Here is a 17233-nt window from a genome sequence, read left to right as displayed (position 1 = left end):
TCAACGCGTCAACAAGAACCGGCTGATGTTCCGCACGCTCTTGCCGACATATCGCGCCGTTTTTTCCAGCCACGTATTGCGGTCGCGGGCGAGCGCCTGCTTCTCGGTTTCGGTCAATAATTCCGGGGCGCGGCTGTTCTTAAGGCGCGCGACAGCCACCCGGTCGGCCTCACAGAATTTCCCGTAAATCCAACGGGCCGCCAGGTTCCATTCGCGTCCGCGGCGGAAGTGCGCCGTGAAATCCACCGCGTGCGGTTCGCCATCGGCGCCCACCAGGATGTTTCCCTCGCTGCGCAAATCGCAATGGGCCACGCCGAATTCATGCAGCCGGTCCACCAGCCGGTAAAATCTCTCGAAGAATTGTGGCGGCAATCCGCCGGCCGGGACCTCGCGCGCGCTCGTGCCCGGAATGTACTCCAGCAACAACGCGTTGTGTCCCACGATTCGCAGCAACCGCGGCACGCCTTGGACTCCTTCGAGTTGCTTGAGTGCGCGCGACTCCCGGCGTATCGACAGCGGGCCCACCAAACGTCCGAACCAGGGATCGGCCCGGCTGTAATCCTTCAGGACGGCTTGCTCATTGCCCGCTCTGATGAGCAGCACATCGGGGCGCGAACCGCCTCCCCGGCGAAATGTTTTCACCGCGCGGGCGCGCAAATCCTCGAGTGAAAGTTCACGGAGTGATGTCATACGGCAGAGAATAATATGATCGTCACAAGAAATCTTCTTCCTTTCACGACTCGGGGTATATGCCCGGCACCCATGACGTTGTTGGTGCTAGCTTGCTGATCCTAAACGTTTATTTTTGCCTATCTAGTGATGCGAAAACGGGCGCGTAAATTCGAAAACAATCCGATAGTTCATTCGTTAATTTAAAAATTAATAACGGTTCTGATTAGCGATTTAGTAGTCATGGAGCAGAACAACGTGAACTGAGGGATGACAAAACGGAGTTGCGCGACAACAATCGTGACTTTCGTGATGAATTAAAGGAATCGCGGCGGCAAGACCTTAGGCAAATGGCCGAGGCAATCTACGGTTAACATAGATTTCCTCCTCCACAATAATGATTACTGAAGGAGATTACGTTCGATAGGTTGTGGTCAGATAGTGATCGTCACTGGCGGCTGATATAACCAACAGCACCAGACAATGACCCCGATGAAGCCCCCCGCCAAACTAACAATCCACGCCGCCTTGGTTGATGCCATCCGCTCCGATCGTGAGCCGGAATCCTGTCAGCATCGATCGTCTCCGCTCCCGCCCTGTAGCAGCACGCGCCAGTCCACCTGTCGCCATCACCAGTTGTAATAGACAGAGGTGCCGATAAAGTGAACCCGCTTATCCAAATCCTCCATCAGTTGCGTGCCGTCGAGATATGTCCAGGTGGCCCAGGTCCAATCATCCGTGCTCCAGCGCTGATACCCGTAAACCACCCGGACACCCATATTCTTCTGAAGCGCGTACTTGGCCGTCAATTGCAGGCCGGTGATTTGGGTATTGATATCGGGCGGTGACGTGATGGCGGCGCCGGTGATGGCCTCCTGGCCAAACTTGTCGTTGTAGCTGGCGTATTGAAGCTCCGCCCCCAGCTCGAGTTTTTTTGTCGGTTTGTTGAGCAGACTCAGGCCGAACGCATCGCCGGTGCTGCGGAGGGCCGCGAACCAAAGCTGTCCACCCGAGGTACTCGTTGCCTGGTCGATCCGATTTTTGTTTTGGGAAATCCACGCGCTTCCCTGCCACGTATCCGAAAACACGTAGGTCGCGTCGAGTGCGTAGTTCTCCGCCTTGCCTTTTCGGATACCCAGATCCGCCGCGGTGCGCGAAGAATAGTCGTCTTCGGCGTAGTCCGTCATCAACTGGAACGACAACGGTTCGCTCGGCATCCAGTTCATTGTCAAGCGAACTTTATCGCGATCGCGGTCGGCCAGATGCACCGGCGCAATGAGATTGCTGCCCGCGGCACCGGTGGTCAAAACGGTCGTCAGAAAATCGGACCCTGTGCGGTTGCTGTGAATGTAAGTCAGGCTGCCGGTAACCGTTTCCGACATGGAGCGGCGCAGTCCAAGCCGATACGACGTTTCCTCGGTTTCTTCCCGCGCGCTCACGACGCGAACCGCCGAAAAGTTGCGATCCTTTATGTCATGCTCGATGCCACCGGTCAGGCGGAATCCCGCGGGCAAAGCGTAATTCGCCTCGACCTTTCCCGCGATGGTTTTGATGGAGCGCGGTTCGTTTTCGCCAGTCGCCGTGGTGCTCGCACCGCTGAAATAATCCTCCACGGGCGTCTTGTCGCTGCGGTTTTCGTAACGCAGATTGGCCAGCAGCGACAGCTTGGGCATGGGGCGCGCGGTTATGCCGGCCTGGAGCAAGGACGCGTCAATTTTGCCGCCTAAATCCGTCCGTCCCGGCAAGGATGGGAGGATGAAGGCGTCGTTCTGGGTCAGCCGGGAGTAGGCGGCCTTGAATGTCCCCCGCGTGGTGTTGCTGAAGCTGTAGCCCCCGGCCAGGAAAAGCTGGTGTGATTCGTTGTCGGGCGGCAATCCGATCGGGGTGAACCCGCTCAGCGAGGTCGAGCCTCCGGTTTCGGTGATGTTCAAGGCGGTATTGTGATTATCGTACGCGGTTCCGTAATAGCCGCCGGACAGTTGCAGTTGCTTTCCCGTATAGCCGACGGTGGCCTCGATCTGGCGGGTCGTGGAGTCGATCGGTTCCGGAGTGAATTGAAAAATTCCGGGCGTGCCACGCGCGAAAATCCGTTCTCCGGTCTTTTCCTGCTGCCGGAAACGCACTTGGATATCGAGTTCTCTGGAAAGGTGTTTGCCGAATCCAAGTCCAACCGTGTCGCGCCTGGTTTTCAGATCAACGGGTACGCCGGCCGTGGCGGCCGAAGGCACGGTCAAATCCGGCGTGCCAATGCCGGAGACGGCGGTAGTGGCCTGGAACGGCTCGTAACGGGGGGTCTGGTCGACCTCCAGGAAATACTTCCAGTCGCCTTGCTTGTTGTGCTCGAAGCGAAGCTCGCGATTGGGCAGTCCCAGGTTGCGACCATCGAGCATCGTCCAGGTTCCGGTGTCATCGTCCCGCAAGACCATGTCGAGATCGATTAACCCGTAAAAACCGTTGTCACGCAAACCGGTATACTGGCCGAAGCGCCGGTTATCGTCGGAGACGTAGCCGGCTCCCACACTGATAGTGCTCTCGGGTTTAGCGGAAACTTCATCGACTTCGGCCGCTTGACCCGGGCCGATCACGAAAAGCAGGGCCGCGGCCAGGGCGATCGGTGAGATAACTTTGTGCGTCAGAGTATTCATGATCGTTTACCCCATATATCGACTAACGCCGGAAGGTACGTTCATTGGAAATATCCGCCGGATTGTTGGTGCCATGAATATTGGTGTGGCAATTCAAGCAACCCCGCGCCGCCAGATTCGCGCTGGTGCTGGTCCCGGTGAGCGAACCGATGTTGCCACGGTGGCTGGTCGGCTCGTGGCACTCCTGGCAGAGATACGGCGGGCGCACCCTAAGCAGATTGGGCAACGTCGACCCGTGGGGGTTATGGCAAATGGCGCAGTTCTCCTGCACCGGCTGATGGGTGCGCACAAACGGGCCACGCTTTTCCATGTGGCAGGCGTAGCAGGTATCATTCACATTGTCGCGGACCAGTTGTTTTTCCCCGGCGGTACCATGCGGGTTATGGCAATCGGAACAGGCCACCTTGCCTTCGAGGATAGGATGACGCGAAGGCCGCCTGATCTCCGCACGCTTATCCTTGTGACAGGTGAAGCACACTTCGGTCTGGGTGTGTTTGTCGCGTACCTTGTCTTGGACTGCGTGAACCTGGTGGCATGTGGCGCAGGCCACGTCGTTCGCCGAATGCGCGCTCATCGACCAGTGGATGCGTTTTCCACCCTGATGGCAGGTCAAACACGTCTGATTGCGGACATCGACCGGTGTGGTGGAGTTTTTGGTGAACGTGCGGTCGGGTTTCACTTTATCCTGCTGACCCGAGATGATGCTCGCTATATGCGCCTCACTAGTCCCATGGCAGTTGGTGCAGGTAGGTGTGCGCTCATCGGCCTTCACACCATGGCGGGTCTTGCGCATGGATAGGATCGGGCCCTCCACGGTATCGACATGACACGTGGTGCAGACCGGTTTGACTTCCTTGGCTGGCTGGTCCTCAGCAACCGCCGGCTCAATTAAACCCGTGACCCCCCATAGCAGAAGAACGATCGATAGTCGCCACTTTGTTGACGATTTCATGTGTCCCTCGACCCTGCCGCGCGCTGCCTGCATAGAAAAAAGATTCATGTCCGTTCTCCAGTGACGATTGCGAAGCAAAAAATAATTTCATGAAACCGGGTATTTCGCTGATAACGGCGATCTGGTTGTCGTGACGCGCTCATTTCTCGGCCTTGACGAATTCCGCCCGCCTTGATCGAGGAAACACAGACTGATATATCTTCATACGCCACCTCGCGGACAACCGGGTTGGTACCTTAAATACTAATACCAGAATAGCAACGTGGGAATTTCCGACATTGATGCAGATCAATTTCTGATATGAAAAAAGTTTCCACCGACTTTCGTGCCGATAATTGAAATAAACCCGTGGCTTGTAATGAATGCCGACGAGTTTTCGCCTTGTGAAACCAGGGTAACCCGATGAACCGGTGGCTACCGCATGGGCGATGCCAAGCGATAAAAATTCGTAAAAAAATGCATCGAGCGTTTATTGACGACGGCCCGCGCGTGTGCCGAAAATCGTCATTCTTTTAGCCCAGACCGCTCCGACGCCGACCTGTTTCATGCCGCTGATTACTCGACATGGATTTCAAGAAAGGAAATAAAACCGAGGATAAACCGGTGCGGCCACGGCCGCGATTCGAAAACGTCGAATTACTGCCACGCGTTGAAAACGGCCAGCTGCGTTTTAGTCCTGTTTCAACTCAAGATATTTGATAACTTCAAGTCTGAATCAATACCCCTGTCGTATCAGTTGTTCTTCGCACCCTGGTCAATCCATTTTTTGATCAGGCCGATCTCATCCGTCGAGAGTTGTTCGCTAGACCATGCCAACAGATGTGCCCGGGATTTCCCGGTCAAATCCTTCCGGGGTTTCGGCATACTGATGGAGGGGTCAGCTTTGTGTTCGATCAGAAGGACCAAGGAACTGTTCAAGCTCGAGCCCGGCACGATTACGGGGCCGAATTTAGTGCCCTTCATCAGCATCTCATGATTTTCCATGCTCAGGCCACTCGCGGCGTAACCCTCGCCTCCGGGCTTGTGACAGGCAAGGCAATTCCGGCTCAGTACCGGATACACATCCGCTTTGAAGCTTACGTCCCGGGTGCAACCCGTGGCTGAAACCGCGAGTATTCCGGCTACAACGATGAATGAAATCCTGGTATCCATATATCCCTCCGCAACGCAGGATACCTCAATATCTTATAGTCTGGATACACCCGGCTTGTCATTGAGGAATATCAAAATATTGCAGTCAAGCCAGTACAGTAAACCATCGCCTGGGTTGAAACTGAATTTTTGTATTAGTAACACGATTCACGGTCAGCGGTATTTCTATCATATATATCACTGATCCCCTGGTACCCGTGAAATCCGGTAAAACAAAAAAAGAAAGGATGCCGGTTCGACCGTCGTGATTTGCCTCGCGGTCCCGGAACGTAAAGGCACACAAGTTCGGTAATATCCAAATCCTCCGACAGAATGAGCGCGGGGTTGTCACTCCGCTTTTTCATATCGGATTGCTAACGCGCTACCCGCATACCGCGGTACCTGCGCAACCAGCAGGTTTATTCGTATTCACCGGATTTTGGCAGTGTCACCGTCACGTCCCGAGGTTTACCCACCGGGAGATCGGCACTCACCGCCCCATGTCATCGAACAGTGACTTTTCCGCGCAGAACTCGGATCCTGGCGCAGGAAGCGAAGCGACACCGGCTGACTTGCTGGCATCTCACTGCGCGCGGGAGAACACGCACCGTTGTCGCCGATGGTCTCAATGGGACCGGTGCCCGACGCGAGCAGCGCCGATGGCAGGCGGATTCCGCGTATCATTCTTAGGCGCATATTTTTCCGGTTCAGCGGTAAATGCCTTGTGGCAGTCGTGGGAACAGAAGTAATAATTGGTTCCCTGATATTCGGCCTTGTCTACCGCCTTGTCGGGTTCAACGGCCATGTTGCATACAGGGTCTGTTGCCATAAAGTCCTCCTCAGGTTTCCTGCGCTCGCCTTTCCCGCCGTTGGGTACGCTGCAGCAGACCCCCACCGATCACACGACATGCGTGTCAGTGACAAAATGCTACAGTTGAACCACCGCACTGGTCAGCGTTGGATATTCTTGAACACACGTCCGGTCCGGCTCGGATAGCGAATATCAGCCAGGCGTTAAGTAGCCTTCCGTCTGGTGCGCGGGTCTTTCCTGATCAATCTGGGTATGCATCACGCGTTCCCGCAACTGCTTTTGCAGTGCCTCGGAACGATCACGCGCTTGCTTGAAGTACCCGGCGTTCTCCACGGATTCGCCAATATTCGTACACCCAGCCATGAACACAACCGCTGTTGCGGCGAGAAACATTTTCATATATTGCCCACTCATGACACGCCCTCCTTGCATTGACTGCCCGACTCGTTAATCAATTCATGAATCCTCAAACGTAGTTCAATATACAACATGTGTGCCACGCACAGGTCAATAGCGCAGGCCATTCAGGACCAAACTACATTCCGCCTCCCGTGTTTGCCATCTCACACACGGCAATTATGTCACGGTTTCCTGCCATGACGAGAGGCGTGGAAAGAACGCCGGCGTGCACGCCGCGTAGCGCCGGTACTCCGTGCCGAACTCGCGCTCGACTTCGCGCTCCTCGCGTCGCGCCAAGCGCACGTACATGTAGACCAGCACCGGGAACATGGCCAGCGTCAGGATTGTCGGCCACTGCACGAGAAAACCGAGCATGATGAGCACGAAGGCCACGTATTGCGGATGGCGGATGCGCGCGTAAGGGCCGGTAGTGGCAAGGGTGTGCGCCGCCTGCGCCGCGTACAGCACACGCCATGCCGCGGCCAGCAGCCAGAAACCGCCAGCGATGAAAACCATACTGAGCATATGAAACGGCCCGAAATGCGGGTTGGCCTTCCAGCCGAACAGCGTCTCGAGCAGGTGACCGGCGTCGTGCGCGAACCAGTCCACGCCAGGATAACGGCTTTGCAGCCAGCCTGAAAGAAGATAAATCGTCAGTGGAAAGCCGTACATCTCGGTGAACAGCGCCACCAGGAACGCCGAGATGGCGCCGAAGGAGCGCCAGTCACGCGTCGTTTGCGGCTTGGCGAAGCTGTAGAGAAAGATGATGAACACGGCCGAGTTGATCACGACCAGTGTCCAGAGGCCGTAGTCGGGAACACCGGTATCAGTGCTCATGATCGTCTCCTTTGCGTGATTCGCCGCCATGCCCGCCGTGTCCGAAGAAATGCAGCAGCGGGCAGGCGAGAAGCAGCAGGAACGGCAGGTAGTAAAGAAGCCCGGACAGATGCGCCTTGTGTTCCATAACCAGAAAATAGACGGCGATGGCGAGAAAGGTCAGAAATATCCAGCCCGTGCGCGAGCGCCAGAAGGGTTCGGGTCGATGCGGGTGCTCGTGATTCATGGTGCCCTCCTCGTGGATTCATTCGACGAACTGCCGGCGCGCCACAGCGCCCGGTGTTCGGTGACCAAAAAAGGCGGCGATCGCGGCGAAGGCCAGCAGCACCAGGCCCGATTTCGAATACCACCACGGGCCCGACCCTGACGGTTGGTTTTCAGTCATGGCGATACTCCGTGCGCGGCTTTATTGAAGCGCCCATAATTCATCGCATCCATTCGGCGATCGGTTTCAGGCAATCCGCGCGCCACGGACATTGGAAGTTCAGGCAGGTATAACGTTCGTCCGTGCCAAAACAGGAGGAACTCCCTTCGTGCCGTTGGATGGCCCTGATCAGAACCGGCATCGGGGTGCTCCAGCCATGATCGATACCCAGCGCAGACGCCTTGTCCCGCACCTCCTGTAAGTTCATCGCGACGCCCTCCTGTGTCTGATCCTTCCGTTTTCTGTCGGCTATTTTTCAGATTAGATATTCAGCGCCGCAATCCGTTCCCACCGTACCGGAAAAAAATCATGACGTGGTAAATTGAAACCGGTTTATCCTAAAACCTGAGTGTCGCGTACAGGTCTAGTCTACACTCCGTGGTCATTCGATCTGGGTCGGTACCAAGGGACACCATCACCCGATCCGACCATTAACCCAGGCGTCAAGTTGTCTGATTCCGTTCTTTTGGTTGCGGTGCCGCCGTGCAGAATCCCTGCGCTTCAACACCCAGGGCGGCGTTGAACTTGCTCGAGAGATTCTGAAACGCGATCAGCCCGGTCAGCTCGATAATGGCGTCATCGTCGAAATGGCGCCGCAGCCGCGCGAAGTGTTCCGCCGTGGGCCTGCGATTTGAAAAGGTGACCGCTTCCGCGTACGCGAGCGCCGCCTTCTCCTGCTCGGTGAACAGGTCACTCGACTCAAATCGATCCAGCGCGGCGAGCCGGGCCGGATTGCCCCCGCGTTTCAGCACCAGGGATGAGTTGATGTCGACGCAGAAGGCGCACCAGTTGATCTGCGATACCCGTACCGTAATGAGCGCGCGCAGCCGCGGTTCAATCGGCGATGCGCGGCGATCGAGGGCGCCGAAGAGCAGCGCCACGGCGATGAACACCTTGGGCGTGCGTCCCCACAGGCGGGCGGGCTCCAGCACCGCGCCGTAACGCCGCCGCTGGTTCCAGAAGAACAACCGCACGTACCACGGGAAACGATGATTTGCCGGCGTAACGATGACGGGCATGGTGACCACCTCCTGGGAATCAAGCCGGTATCACCCTGGATGAGGTGATGCCGGCGTATGTTACGTGGCGCAGTCGCGTTGACCGTTTTCCAGGAAGACGCGATGGAGCCACCTGAACCAATCGATGCCTGCAATCGTCCCAGTGTGGGCGCCGTTTTACCGCAGCGTTTGTGCTAGCAGATATACGCCTCTAGCGGATATATGCCTCGGTGGCATAGCGGCGCATCATGCGATGACTGTTGAAAAACGAGGCGCTCTTGCAGATCGCGCCTTTCATCACCGCGATCCACGCGGCCTGGTCGCCGGCATAGCCGTAATACAGCGGCAGGACCACGTGCTCCAGCTTGTCATACAGCGACGCCGCGTCCGCGCCGTCGGCGGACTGCGCGGAATCACCCACGGACCAGCCGGTCACACCCTCGATGCAACCCTCGATCCACCATCCGTCCAGCACGCTCAGGGATGGCACGCCGTTGAACGCCGCCTTCATGCCGCTGGTGCCGGAAGCCTCCAGCGGCTTGAGCGGCGTGTTGAGCCAGACATCCACGCCGGCGACCATCGCCAGCGCGATATCCATGTCATAGTCCGGCAGATAGGCAATGCGGATCACGTCGCTGAGTTCATGCATGTGACGATGCAGCGTTTCAATCAGTTGCTTGCCGCCGCCGTCGCGCGGATGGGCCTTGCCGGCCAGCACCAGTTGAAATGACCGCTGCCGCGCGATGGACTTGAGGCGTTCGAGATCGGAAAACAGCAGATCCGCGCGCTTGTAAGCGGTCATGCGCCGAGCGAAGCCGAGGATCGGAACTTTGGGATGCAGGCCGACACCGGTCAACGCCTTCACCTTCTCGATCAATCGATTTCTCGCCTCGACATGCGCCCCCCAGATGGCGGCATCCGCAATGCGGTCGGCGCGCACCAGCAACTCGGGTTCGTGGCACCAGCCGGGGAGATGGGCATCGTAGAGCTTAATGAAGCTTGGGCAAGTCCAGAGGTAAGGATGCACTCCGTTGGTCACGGCATGGACACGATAGCCAGGGAAGAACTGACGCGAGACCTCGGCATGACGCTTGGCCACGCCGTTGACAAAATCGCTCAAGTTCAAAGCCAGGCACGTCAAATTGAGCGCGTCTTCGCCGGCCAGTCGCTTCAAGACAGCCAGATCGACGTAATCGCCGAGGACCCGCTGCACCAGATCGTAGGGAAACTTGTCGTGCCCCGCCTCCACCGGAGTGTGCGTGGTGAAATTGCACAGCTCGCGCACACGCGGAATGTCATAGGGCGATTCGCCGGAGCGTACATCCTCGGGCGAGTAGGCATAGCGTCGCAGCAGTTCCAGCGCGAGCAGCGCGGAGTGCCCTTCGTTCATGTGATACTGGCGCACGCTGAATCCCAGCGCCTGCAACATGCGCACGCCACCGATACCGAGCACGATCTCCTGCTTCAGCCGGTAGGTTGTGTCGCCGCCGTAAAGATAATGCGTGATCTCCCGGTCGTCGGCACGGTTTTCATCGAGATCCGTGTCCAGCAGGATGACCGGCTCGCGGCCGTTCATGTGATCTTTTAATATATAGAGCCAGCCGCGCACCCAGACTTCGCGCCCCTCGATGGATACCGCGATCTTGGCTTCGAGCGGCGTGGCGAAGCGGCCGGGGTCCCACGGGTTCGGGTGCTCCACCTGCCGACCCTGCGCGTCGATCTCCTGGCGGAAATAGCCGGCGCGGCTGACGAGGGTAACCGTCACCAGCGGCAGTTCCAGGTCGGCACCGGTGCGCACGGTATCGCCGGCAAGCACCCCCAAGCCCCCGCTGTAGGTGGGAATTTCATTGCGCAGTGCGATTTCCATCGTGAAATAGGCGATGCGATCTTCGTGAATGAATTCAGCGTGCATCGGTTGCTCTCCAGCCGGTCACCAACGCAAGCCGGCGTGACTCATTCAGGCAAAAACAGCCGTCAGTATGACCAACAACGCCGAACGATTGCCGGTATTACTGATCCATCTCCTTCATGCGCGGCCACCATGACGATTACGCATAGCGCGATACGAAGACTTGTGCGTTGACCATGCATACATCCTTCACCTACATCCTGATCCGCCGCAACCGCAATGCGTTCGTGACGACCGACACCGAGCTGAAGCTCATGGCCGCCGCAGCGATGATGGGCGAAAGTAACAGGCCGAAGAAGGGATAGAGGACGCCGGCCGCGACCGGCACGCCCAGGCTGTTATAGATAAAGGCGAAGAACAGGTTCTCGCGGATGTTGCGCATGGTTGCGCGCGACAGCCGCCGAGCGCGGGCGATGCCGCGCAGGTCGCCCTTGACCAGCGTCACCCCGGCGCTCTCCATGGCGACGTCGGTGCCGGTGCCCATGGCGATGCCCACCTGCGCCTGCGCGAGCGCCGGCGCGTCGTTGATGCCGTCACCCGCCATCGCCACCTTGCGCCCTTCGGCTTGTAGTTTCTTGACGATCTCCGCCTTCTGCTCCGGCAGCACCTCGGCCTGCACCTGGTCGATGCCGAGCTTCGCGGCCACCGCCTGGGCGGTGGTGCGGTTGTCGCCGGTGAGCATTACGACTTGCACGCCTTCCCAGTGCAATACCTCCAACGCCTCCGGCGTCGAATCCTTGATCGGATCGGCTACGCCGATCAGGCCGCCGGGCTTGCCGTCGATCGCCAGGTACATGACGGTCTGTCCTTCCTGGCGCAGGGCGTCCGCGCGCGCCAGCATGGCCGCGGCGTCGATGCCCAATTCCTCCAGCAGCTTGCGGTTGCCGAGGGCCACCGCCTTGCCCTCGACTTTGCCGATCACACCGCGGCCGGTCCGCGAATCGAAGTCTTCCGGCGACGCGAGCGCCAGCTTGCGATCCTTGGCGCCGCGCACGATCGCTGCCGCCAGCGGATGTTCGCTCGCCTGCTCCAGGCTCGCTGCCAAGCGCAGCACGGTCTCTGCCTCGAAGCCCGGCGCCGGTTCGACCGCGACGAGTTTGGGCTTGCCTTCGGTGAGCGTGCCGGTCTTGTCGACGACCAGCGTGTCGATCTTGCACAGGATCTCCAGCGCCTCGGCGTTCTTGATCAGCACGCCCATGGTGGCGCCGCGGCCGGTGCCGACCATGATCGACATCGGCGTCGCCAGTCCCAATGCACAGGGGCAGGCGATGATGAGCACGGCCACGGCATTGATGACGGCGTGCGCCAGGCGCGGCTCCGGCCCCCAAAAACCCCAGACGATCAGCGTGAGCACGGCGATGATCACCACCGCCGGGACGAAGTAGCCGGCGACGATATCGACCAGCTTCTGGATCGGCGCACGCGACCGCTGCGCCTCCGCCACCATGCGCACGATCTGCGCCAGCAGCGTGTCGGTGCCGACCTTCTCCGCGCGCATCAGCAGACCGCCGGTGCCGTTGACGGTGGCGCCAATGAGCTTGTCCCCGCTCTGTTTCGTCACCGGCATGGGCTCGCCGGTCACCATCGACTCGTCCACCGCGCTGCCGCCTTCGAGCACGACGCCGTCCACCGGGATTTTCTCGCCAGGGCGCACGCGCAACCGGTCGCCGGGCTTGACCTGCTCGAGCGGGATGTCCTCCTCGGCGCCGTCCTCGCGCACCACGCGCGCGGTCTTGGGCGCGAGCCCGAGCAACATCTTGATGGCGGCGCTGGTGCGTGAGCGGGCGCGCAACTCCAGCACTTGGCCGAGCAGCACCAGCGCGGTGATCACGGCCGCGGCCTCGAAATACACCGGCACCTGCCCCGCCGCCATCTTCACCGAGGCGGGGAAGATCCCCGGCGCGACCGTGGCCACCACGCTGTAGGCCCAGGCGATCGCCACGCCCAGGCCGATCAGCGTAAACATGTTGAGATTCCAGGTCACGACCGAGCGCCAGGCACGCACGTAAAAAATCCAGCCGCCCCAGACCACGGCCGGTGTCGCCACGACCAGCTCCAACCACTGGCGCAGGCGCGGGTGAATGAGCTGCGCCATCGCCTCCGGCCAGAACTCCGCCGCCATTGCGCTGAGGAATACCGGGACAGCCAGCACGGCGCTGGCCCAGAAGCGGCGCGTCATGTCGCGCAGTTCGGGGCTTTCCTCTTCTTCCATCGTGACTGTGCGCGGCTCGAGCGCCATGCCGCAGATCGGGCACTCGCCCGGCTCATCGCGCACGATCTGCGGATGCATCGGACAGACATACTCGGTTTTAGTCGTTAACGCCGGCGCACCGGCCGGCTCGAGCGCCATGCCGCACTCGGGACAGTCGCCCGGCCCTTCCTGCCGGACCTCCGGATGCATCGGGCAGGTGTAGATCACGCCCTTGCCTGCCACCGCCGCCGTCTTGCCCGCACCTCCGCCTGCACCGAGGTAACGCTCAGGCTCGTCAATGAATTTGTCATGACAGTGGGTCGAACAGAAATAGTAAACGCGGCCTTCATGCTCGGCCTTGGCCGCCGCGCGACCGGGTTCGACCGTCATGCCACATACCGGATCGGAGATCGTGATCGTCTCTTTGTCCATAAGGTTTATTTAAAGAAATCCTCTCAACTTGATTTTAATTTTAAACCCGCGTGTGACGCGCAGGTCAAACCGCTCGGCCGTAACCTTGCCAACACCAGACAGGGACGACTGGACTACTCAAGCTGCCAGCGAAACTTCCGCACCTCAACTCCGCCGATGCCCGTAACACGGAGTTCCACCGCGGCTTGCTTGCCCGGCAGTGGCTGGAAGCGCAGCACGCCGCGACGATGATGGGCGCCCGGCGGATCGCCTTCCCAGCCGACGGCGGGGTGTGATTTGCCCGCAGCATCAATCAGGACAGCGGAGCGGGACATGTCCTGATTCAGCGCCTGAGTGTGGGTATCCAGTATAATCTCGAATTCCCAGCTGGCGGCATCCGGTGCGAGGTTGCGCGGCGTGATTTTGACGGTAACAGCGCCTTCGCGGTTAGTCTGCGCTGCCGGGATCGCCCGGGTACCGGCCGGCGTGGCCGCGAACGCGCTTCCGTGCCACAGTGGATCCAGTGCTGAAAACACCGCTCCCGCAAGCCCGATTACCAGCGCGATAACAACTCCGCTTCGGTGCAAATGGATATCTCTCATGTCAGTGTCCCTCCATCAATGCCATATGCCTCGATGCCTGAACGGCCTTGTTACCGACGTAGACCACTCCGGCCAGGTTAAACGCCAAACCCACCCAGAAAAGCTGGGTCTGGTATTGCGCCACCAGTGCCACCACCCCGGTCGCACCCAGCACGGGCAGCACATTGGTCAGATAGTGGGCGCAGCAGGCGATCATCGACCCGGTGGACGTGGCCCCGGAGACGGTCACGACCTTGCCCGAAGCGTCGGTATGGGAGGTGATGCGCCTGAGATGAGTGTACAAACCGATCTGCACGCCGAAACCAACCGCAAGCGTCACAATGAAGTACCAGTACATCGTGAATTGCGTGAGCGTGAACTCCCAGCCAGAGACCAGGGTCAGCACGGAAAAATAAACGGCGAGCAGCAGTACACATGCAAGTGTACCGATCAGTCCTGGTTTAATGAGAGTCTGCAATTCCATCCTCCTGGGTTCAATCGAGCACTTCACCTGGAAACGGCTGATGCGATGTTCGCATTTCGGCCACCGCTAAGGCGCCGCACACGCAGCACCAAACCATTCACGCCCATAATGCTTACCCGATCCCCGGCACGCAGCTTATCCAGTGACTCGGCGTTCCAAATCTCGCTCTGCACCCGGACGCGTACCCTGTGCCCATGCACCTCGATGACTTTGCCGGTTCCCTGAAGGATTGCTTCCGTCCCAGTCACCACCGGTCGCCGCATGGCCAGAAAGATGAAGTAATAAAGCGACAGGGATAAAAGGAAAATACCCGCATACACCGCTATCGCGACGGGCATGGACCACAACCAGAATGCTGCCAGACCCAGCACCGGCAGCGCCAATATCAGGTGACACATACTGCCTCCGCTCTCGCCCAACAGAACACGGTCGAGGTTTTATCCGGCGTGTGATTCCCCATCACCCGAGATCGCGCTTTTTCTGCTCGAATTCCTCGCGGCCAATGGCACCGCTTGCATATCTTTCCTTAAGGACATCGAGCGCGGATTTCCCGCCGGATTTGTCGCCCTGTCCGGAACCACCGAACAGCCACCGCGCGAGCACGACAGCAGCCGCGATGATCACCACCCAGAACAGGATCATGAAAATCCCGCCGAAACCCATGCCCCAGCCCATGCCGTTACCCATGTGATCCCAACCCCAATTGCCCATGACTCACCTCCGGATGAAATCCGCTCCCCAGAAATCCGGGGAGCGGTCGGACTTCAGCGTCCCATCATGTTACCAGGCATGTTCCCGGGGCCCATGGTGCCGCGCTGGCCACCCGCCGGACCGCGCGGTCCCTCGCCCGTGCCCCTTCCACCACGATGCCACTGACGGAGCTGATCCCGTTGCTCTTTGGTCAAGATATCCTGCATCTGGTTTGTCGCTTGAACATGCGACTCGATCATCTGCTGCTGCAGCTTACCAATCTCGCCGTACACCGCGCCGACTTTTTTCGGATCCGGCTTGTCGGCGGCGTATAGGTCGCGCAGCTTATTTTGCCCTTCCATCATCTTGCCCATGATGGCCCAGTGTTGCTGCTGTTGAGTGTCGCTGATTTTGTTGATCTTGGTACGCTGCTCGTCGGAAAGATCCAAACTTCCCAGCGGGCCTAAGCCCATCATACCGGGGCCCATCATGCCCATGCCGCCGTGACCACCCATCATGCCCTGGCCCATGCCCATCATCCCGCCCATCATTCCCATGCCGGGACCCATGCCGCCGTGACCGCCGCCCATCATACCGGGGCCCGGGCCATAGCCGCATGTCACATTATCGGTACCAGCGGCCCAGATGGTCGCCGCGGATGCCGTCAGTGCCGCCGCGAATACCAGACTCGCCAATCTCGGAATCATCGATTTATGCATCACACATCTCCTTTTGAACAATAGTTAAATGAAAACCAGCCACACAAATTTTTCCTCTTGCTTGGTGTTATCCAATCCAGGTGCTGCGGATCTTTCCTTCAATCTTCGACAGTGGAAAGATCTTTCATTCATTCCCGTCCGTCGGTAAACACGCTGAGCATAATCATCAGGGCTGTGCGCTGCACACATGTCAAGCGTTCATTGGCGTAACTTCTGTTGATTCAATCAAGTGGCACCGCGACTCACCCTGCGGTTTATGGTCTGGCATCCGCTCCCAACTGGCCAAGGCATGTTCCATCCGTTTCTGCAACGTCATAAGCTCATCCAGCTTGCCGCGATTTTCTTTTATCCGCTGCCGTAGAATTTGCCTGACTCGGGCGCACGGCGACTGACCGTGGCTGCAAGTCGCGAGGATTTCGCCGATTTCGTCCAAGGTATAACCCAGGCTTTGGGCCTGGCGTATGAAGTGTAACCGGCTGATATCCGAGCGCGAGAACAACTTGTACCCGTTATCCGGATCGCGCGCCGGATTTAGCAAGCCGATACGGCTGTAAAAACGGATCACATGGGAAGGAACGCCGCCTTGCATCGAAAATTCGCTTACCGTCATCATGATTGATTCCTCGTGTAAAACTTCATGTTGTCCAGACACAATAAATTTCTTGAACAACGCTTACATCCGTCCTGGTCTTGTGGCGTAACCGGTCGCTCTCCGCCCGGAATTATCCGGTGGAGCGGTGAATATCAGATCAGAAGATGCAGGTAACGCAGATAAAGCCGGAAAGGCGGGGCAGAAATAGAATAAACCGACGTCAAAACATTACGCGTAGCAGAAGCAAAAGTTAACGACGAGATAACGGCGTAGGCACCGCCATCAGATGAAGAAGTATATTCAACAATCGCCGGCGCGGCTTTGGCTAAAGCTGGACCAGTGTTTGCGCCATGACCGCAGTAATCTTGCGACTTGTCAGAAACACAGTTAGAGAAAACATGGTTATGGCTAATTCCAGCAGGGGTAACAGCTGATGCTCGACTGTGCTTCGCTAATTTTCCTATAGATGGAGATAATTCGCAGCAGGGCTGGAAACCTATGGCTATTAATAATATGGACAGCAACATAACCATCATCGACGCTGTAACCCGCGTTCCGCGCCCGTTGCCATGAACGGCTTGTAGCTGTCCGCCGATTTTCATCGCCGATGCTCAATCAGGATCGTTTTGACCCTCGCAGGTATGGAAATCATAACGAGATAAGTTAACGCCAGTATCTGACACCGTAGGTTACAAACCTTCCCGGTTCATTACTTTGACATGCGTCAAAATTAACAGTTCTGCTTATGGGCGATATTTGGCAAAAAGACGCCAAAAGTCCCTTATTCCGT

At 58.3% G+C, this 17233-nt stretch carries 21 protein-coding genes; 1 reads left to right on the top strand and 20 read right to left on the bottom strand.

All coding sequences use genetic code 11. The annotated features are described in order from the left end of the window. The 3 genes from WD823_RS02060 to WD823_RS02050 all read right to left on the bottom strand — a co-directional run bounded on the left by WD823_RS02060 (window position 1) and on the right by WD823_RS02050 (window position 4314). Complete coding sequence (locus WD823_RS02060; RefSeq protein WP_368427808.1) at window positions 1-690, bottom strand: hypothetical protein; 690 nt, start codon at window positions 688-690, stop codon at window positions 1-3. 608 nt (window positions 691-1298) lie between these two features. Then, window positions 1299-3314 (bottom strand): MtrB/PioB family decaheme-associated outer membrane protein, encoded by a 2016-nt coding sequence (locus WD823_RS02055; RefSeq protein ID WP_368427807.1) that lies wholly within the window; start codon window positions 3312-3314, stop codon window positions 1299-1301. A 22-nt stretch (window positions 3315-3336) separates the two neighbouring features. Continuing rightward, window positions 3337-4314 (bottom strand): DmsE family decaheme c-type cytochrome, encoded by a 978-nt coding sequence (locus tag WD823_RS02050; RefSeq protein WP_368427806.1) that lies wholly within the window; start codon window positions 4312-4314, stop codon window positions 3337-3339. A gap of 516 nt (window positions 4315-4830) precedes the next feature. Between WD823_RS02050 and WD823_RS02045 the strand changes: the two genes are divergently transcribed. Beyond that, complete coding sequence (locus WD823_RS02045) at window positions 4831-4965, top strand: hypothetical protein (RefSeq protein ID WP_368427805.1); 135 nt, start codon at window positions 4831-4833, stop codon at window positions 4963-4965. Window positions 4966-4998: 33 nt separating this feature from the next. Here the strand turns inward: WD823_RS02045 and WD823_RS02040 are convergent, their stop codons facing one another. From WD823_RS02040 to WD823_RS01960, 17 genes are all read right to left on the bottom strand, one after another. Then, window positions 4999-5418 carry a c-type cytochrome domain-containing protein gene (locus WD823_RS02040; RefSeq protein WP_368427804.1) on the bottom strand — a complete coding sequence of 140 codons (420 nt, stop codon included), beginning with the start codon at window positions 5416-5418 and terminating at the stop codon, window positions 4999-5001. A 604-nt stretch (window positions 5419-6022) separates the two neighbouring features. Then, window positions 6023-6226 carry a YHS domain-containing protein gene (locus WD823_RS02035; protein ID WP_368427803.1) on the bottom strand — a complete coding sequence of 68 codons (204 nt, stop codon included), beginning with the start codon at window positions 6224-6226 and terminating at the stop codon, window positions 6023-6025. A gap of 174 nt (window positions 6227-6400) precedes the next feature. Then, the gene (locus WD823_RS02030) at window positions 6401-6622 is read right to left on the bottom strand and encodes a hypothetical protein (protein ID WP_368427802.1); all 222 of its coding nucleotides are present in this window, start codon (window positions 6620-6622) and stop codon (window positions 6401-6403) included. 162 nt (window positions 6623-6784) lie between these two features. Further along, window positions 6785-7444 carry an isoprenylcysteine carboxylmethyltransferase family protein gene (locus WD823_RS02025; RefSeq protein ID WP_368427801.1) on the bottom strand — a complete coding sequence of 220 codons (660 nt, stop codon included), beginning with the start codon at window positions 7442-7444 and terminating at the stop codon, window positions 6785-6787. Beyond that, entirely contained in the window at window positions 7434-7670 is a 237-nt protein-coding gene (locus WD823_RS02020) for a DUF2933 domain-containing protein (protein ID WP_368427800.1), read from the bottom strand. The genes WD823_RS02025 and WD823_RS02020 overlap by 11 nt, the downstream gene beginning before the upstream one ends. Window positions 7671-7688: 18 nt before the next feature. Next, window positions 7689-7829, bottom strand: coding sequence for a hypothetical protein (locus tag WD823_RS02015; RefSeq protein ID WP_368427799.1), 141 nt, complete (start codon window positions 7827-7829; stop codon window positions 7689-7691). Between the two features lie 40 nt (window positions 7830-7869). Then, window positions 7870-8076, bottom strand: coding sequence for an SAP domain-containing protein (locus WD823_RS02010; RefSeq protein WP_368427798.1), 207 nt, complete (start codon window positions 8074-8076; stop codon window positions 7870-7872). A 235-nt stretch (window positions 8077-8311) separates the two neighbouring features. After that, entirely contained in the window at window positions 8312-8887 is a 576-nt protein-coding gene (locus tag WD823_RS02005) for a carboxymuconolactone decarboxylase family protein (protein ID WP_368427797.1), read from the bottom strand. A gap of 190 nt (window positions 8888-9077) precedes the next feature. Next, window positions 9078-10778: an alpha-glucan family phosphorylase gene (glgP, locus tag WD823_RS02000; RefSeq protein ID WP_368427796.1), complete on the bottom strand. Its 1701-nt coding sequence runs from the start codon at window positions 10776-10778 to the stop codon at window positions 9078-9080. Between the two features lie 190 nt (window positions 10779-10968). Beyond that, on the bottom strand, window positions 10969-13398 hold the full coding sequence (locus WD823_RS01995) for a heavy metal translocating P-type ATPase (RefSeq protein ID WP_368427795.1): 2430 nt from the start codon (window positions 13396-13398) through the stop codon (window positions 10969-10971). A 113-nt stretch (window positions 13399-13511) separates the two neighbouring features. After that, window positions 13512-13979 carry a hypothetical protein gene (locus tag WD823_RS01990; protein ID WP_368427794.1) on the bottom strand — a complete coding sequence of 156 codons (468 nt, stop codon included), beginning with the start codon at window positions 13977-13979 and terminating at the stop codon, window positions 13512-13514. A gap of 1 nt (window position 13980) precedes the next feature. Next, window positions 13981-14436 (bottom strand): hypothetical protein, encoded by a 456-nt coding sequence (locus WD823_RS01985; RefSeq protein WP_368427793.1) that lies wholly within the window; start codon window positions 14434-14436, stop codon window positions 13981-13983. 29 nt (window positions 14437-14465) lie between these two features. Beyond that, the gene (locus WD823_RS01980; RefSeq protein WP_368427792.1) at window positions 14466-14840 is read right to left on the bottom strand and encodes an NfeD family protein; all 375 of its coding nucleotides are present in this window, start codon (window positions 14838-14840) and stop codon (window positions 14466-14468) included. 61 nt (window positions 14841-14901) lie between these two features. After that, window positions 14902-15153 (bottom strand): SHOCT domain-containing protein, encoded by a 252-nt coding sequence (locus tag WD823_RS01975; RefSeq protein ID WP_368427791.1) that lies wholly within the window; start codon window positions 15151-15153, stop codon window positions 14902-14904. Between the two features lie 53 nt (window positions 15154-15206). Then, window positions 15207-15851 carry a Spy/CpxP family protein refolding chaperone gene (locus WD823_RS01970; RefSeq protein WP_368427790.1) on the bottom strand — a complete coding sequence of 215 codons (645 nt, stop codon included), beginning with the start codon at window positions 15849-15851 and terminating at the stop codon, window positions 15207-15209. Between the two features lie 190 nt (window positions 15852-16041). Next, window positions 16042-16464: a MerR family transcriptional regulator gene (locus WD823_RS01965; RefSeq protein WP_368427789.1), complete on the bottom strand. Its 423-nt coding sequence runs from the start codon at window positions 16462-16464 to the stop codon at window positions 16042-16044. Between the two features lie 131 nt (window positions 16465-16595). Then, window positions 16596-17045, bottom strand: coding sequence for a hypothetical protein (locus WD823_RS01960; RefSeq protein ID WP_368427788.1), 450 nt, complete (start codon window positions 17043-17045; stop codon window positions 16596-16598). Window positions 17046-17233: the final 188 nt, after the last annotated feature.

The organism is Sulfuricaulis sp., assembly GCF_040901545.1.
Classification (GTDB): Bacteria; Pseudomonadota; Gammaproteobacteria; order Acidiferrobacterales; family Sulfurifustaceae; genus Sulfuricaulis.
The sequence above is the reverse complement of the archived record's forward strand: the minus strand, read 5'-3'. Positions and strand labels throughout refer to the sequence as shown.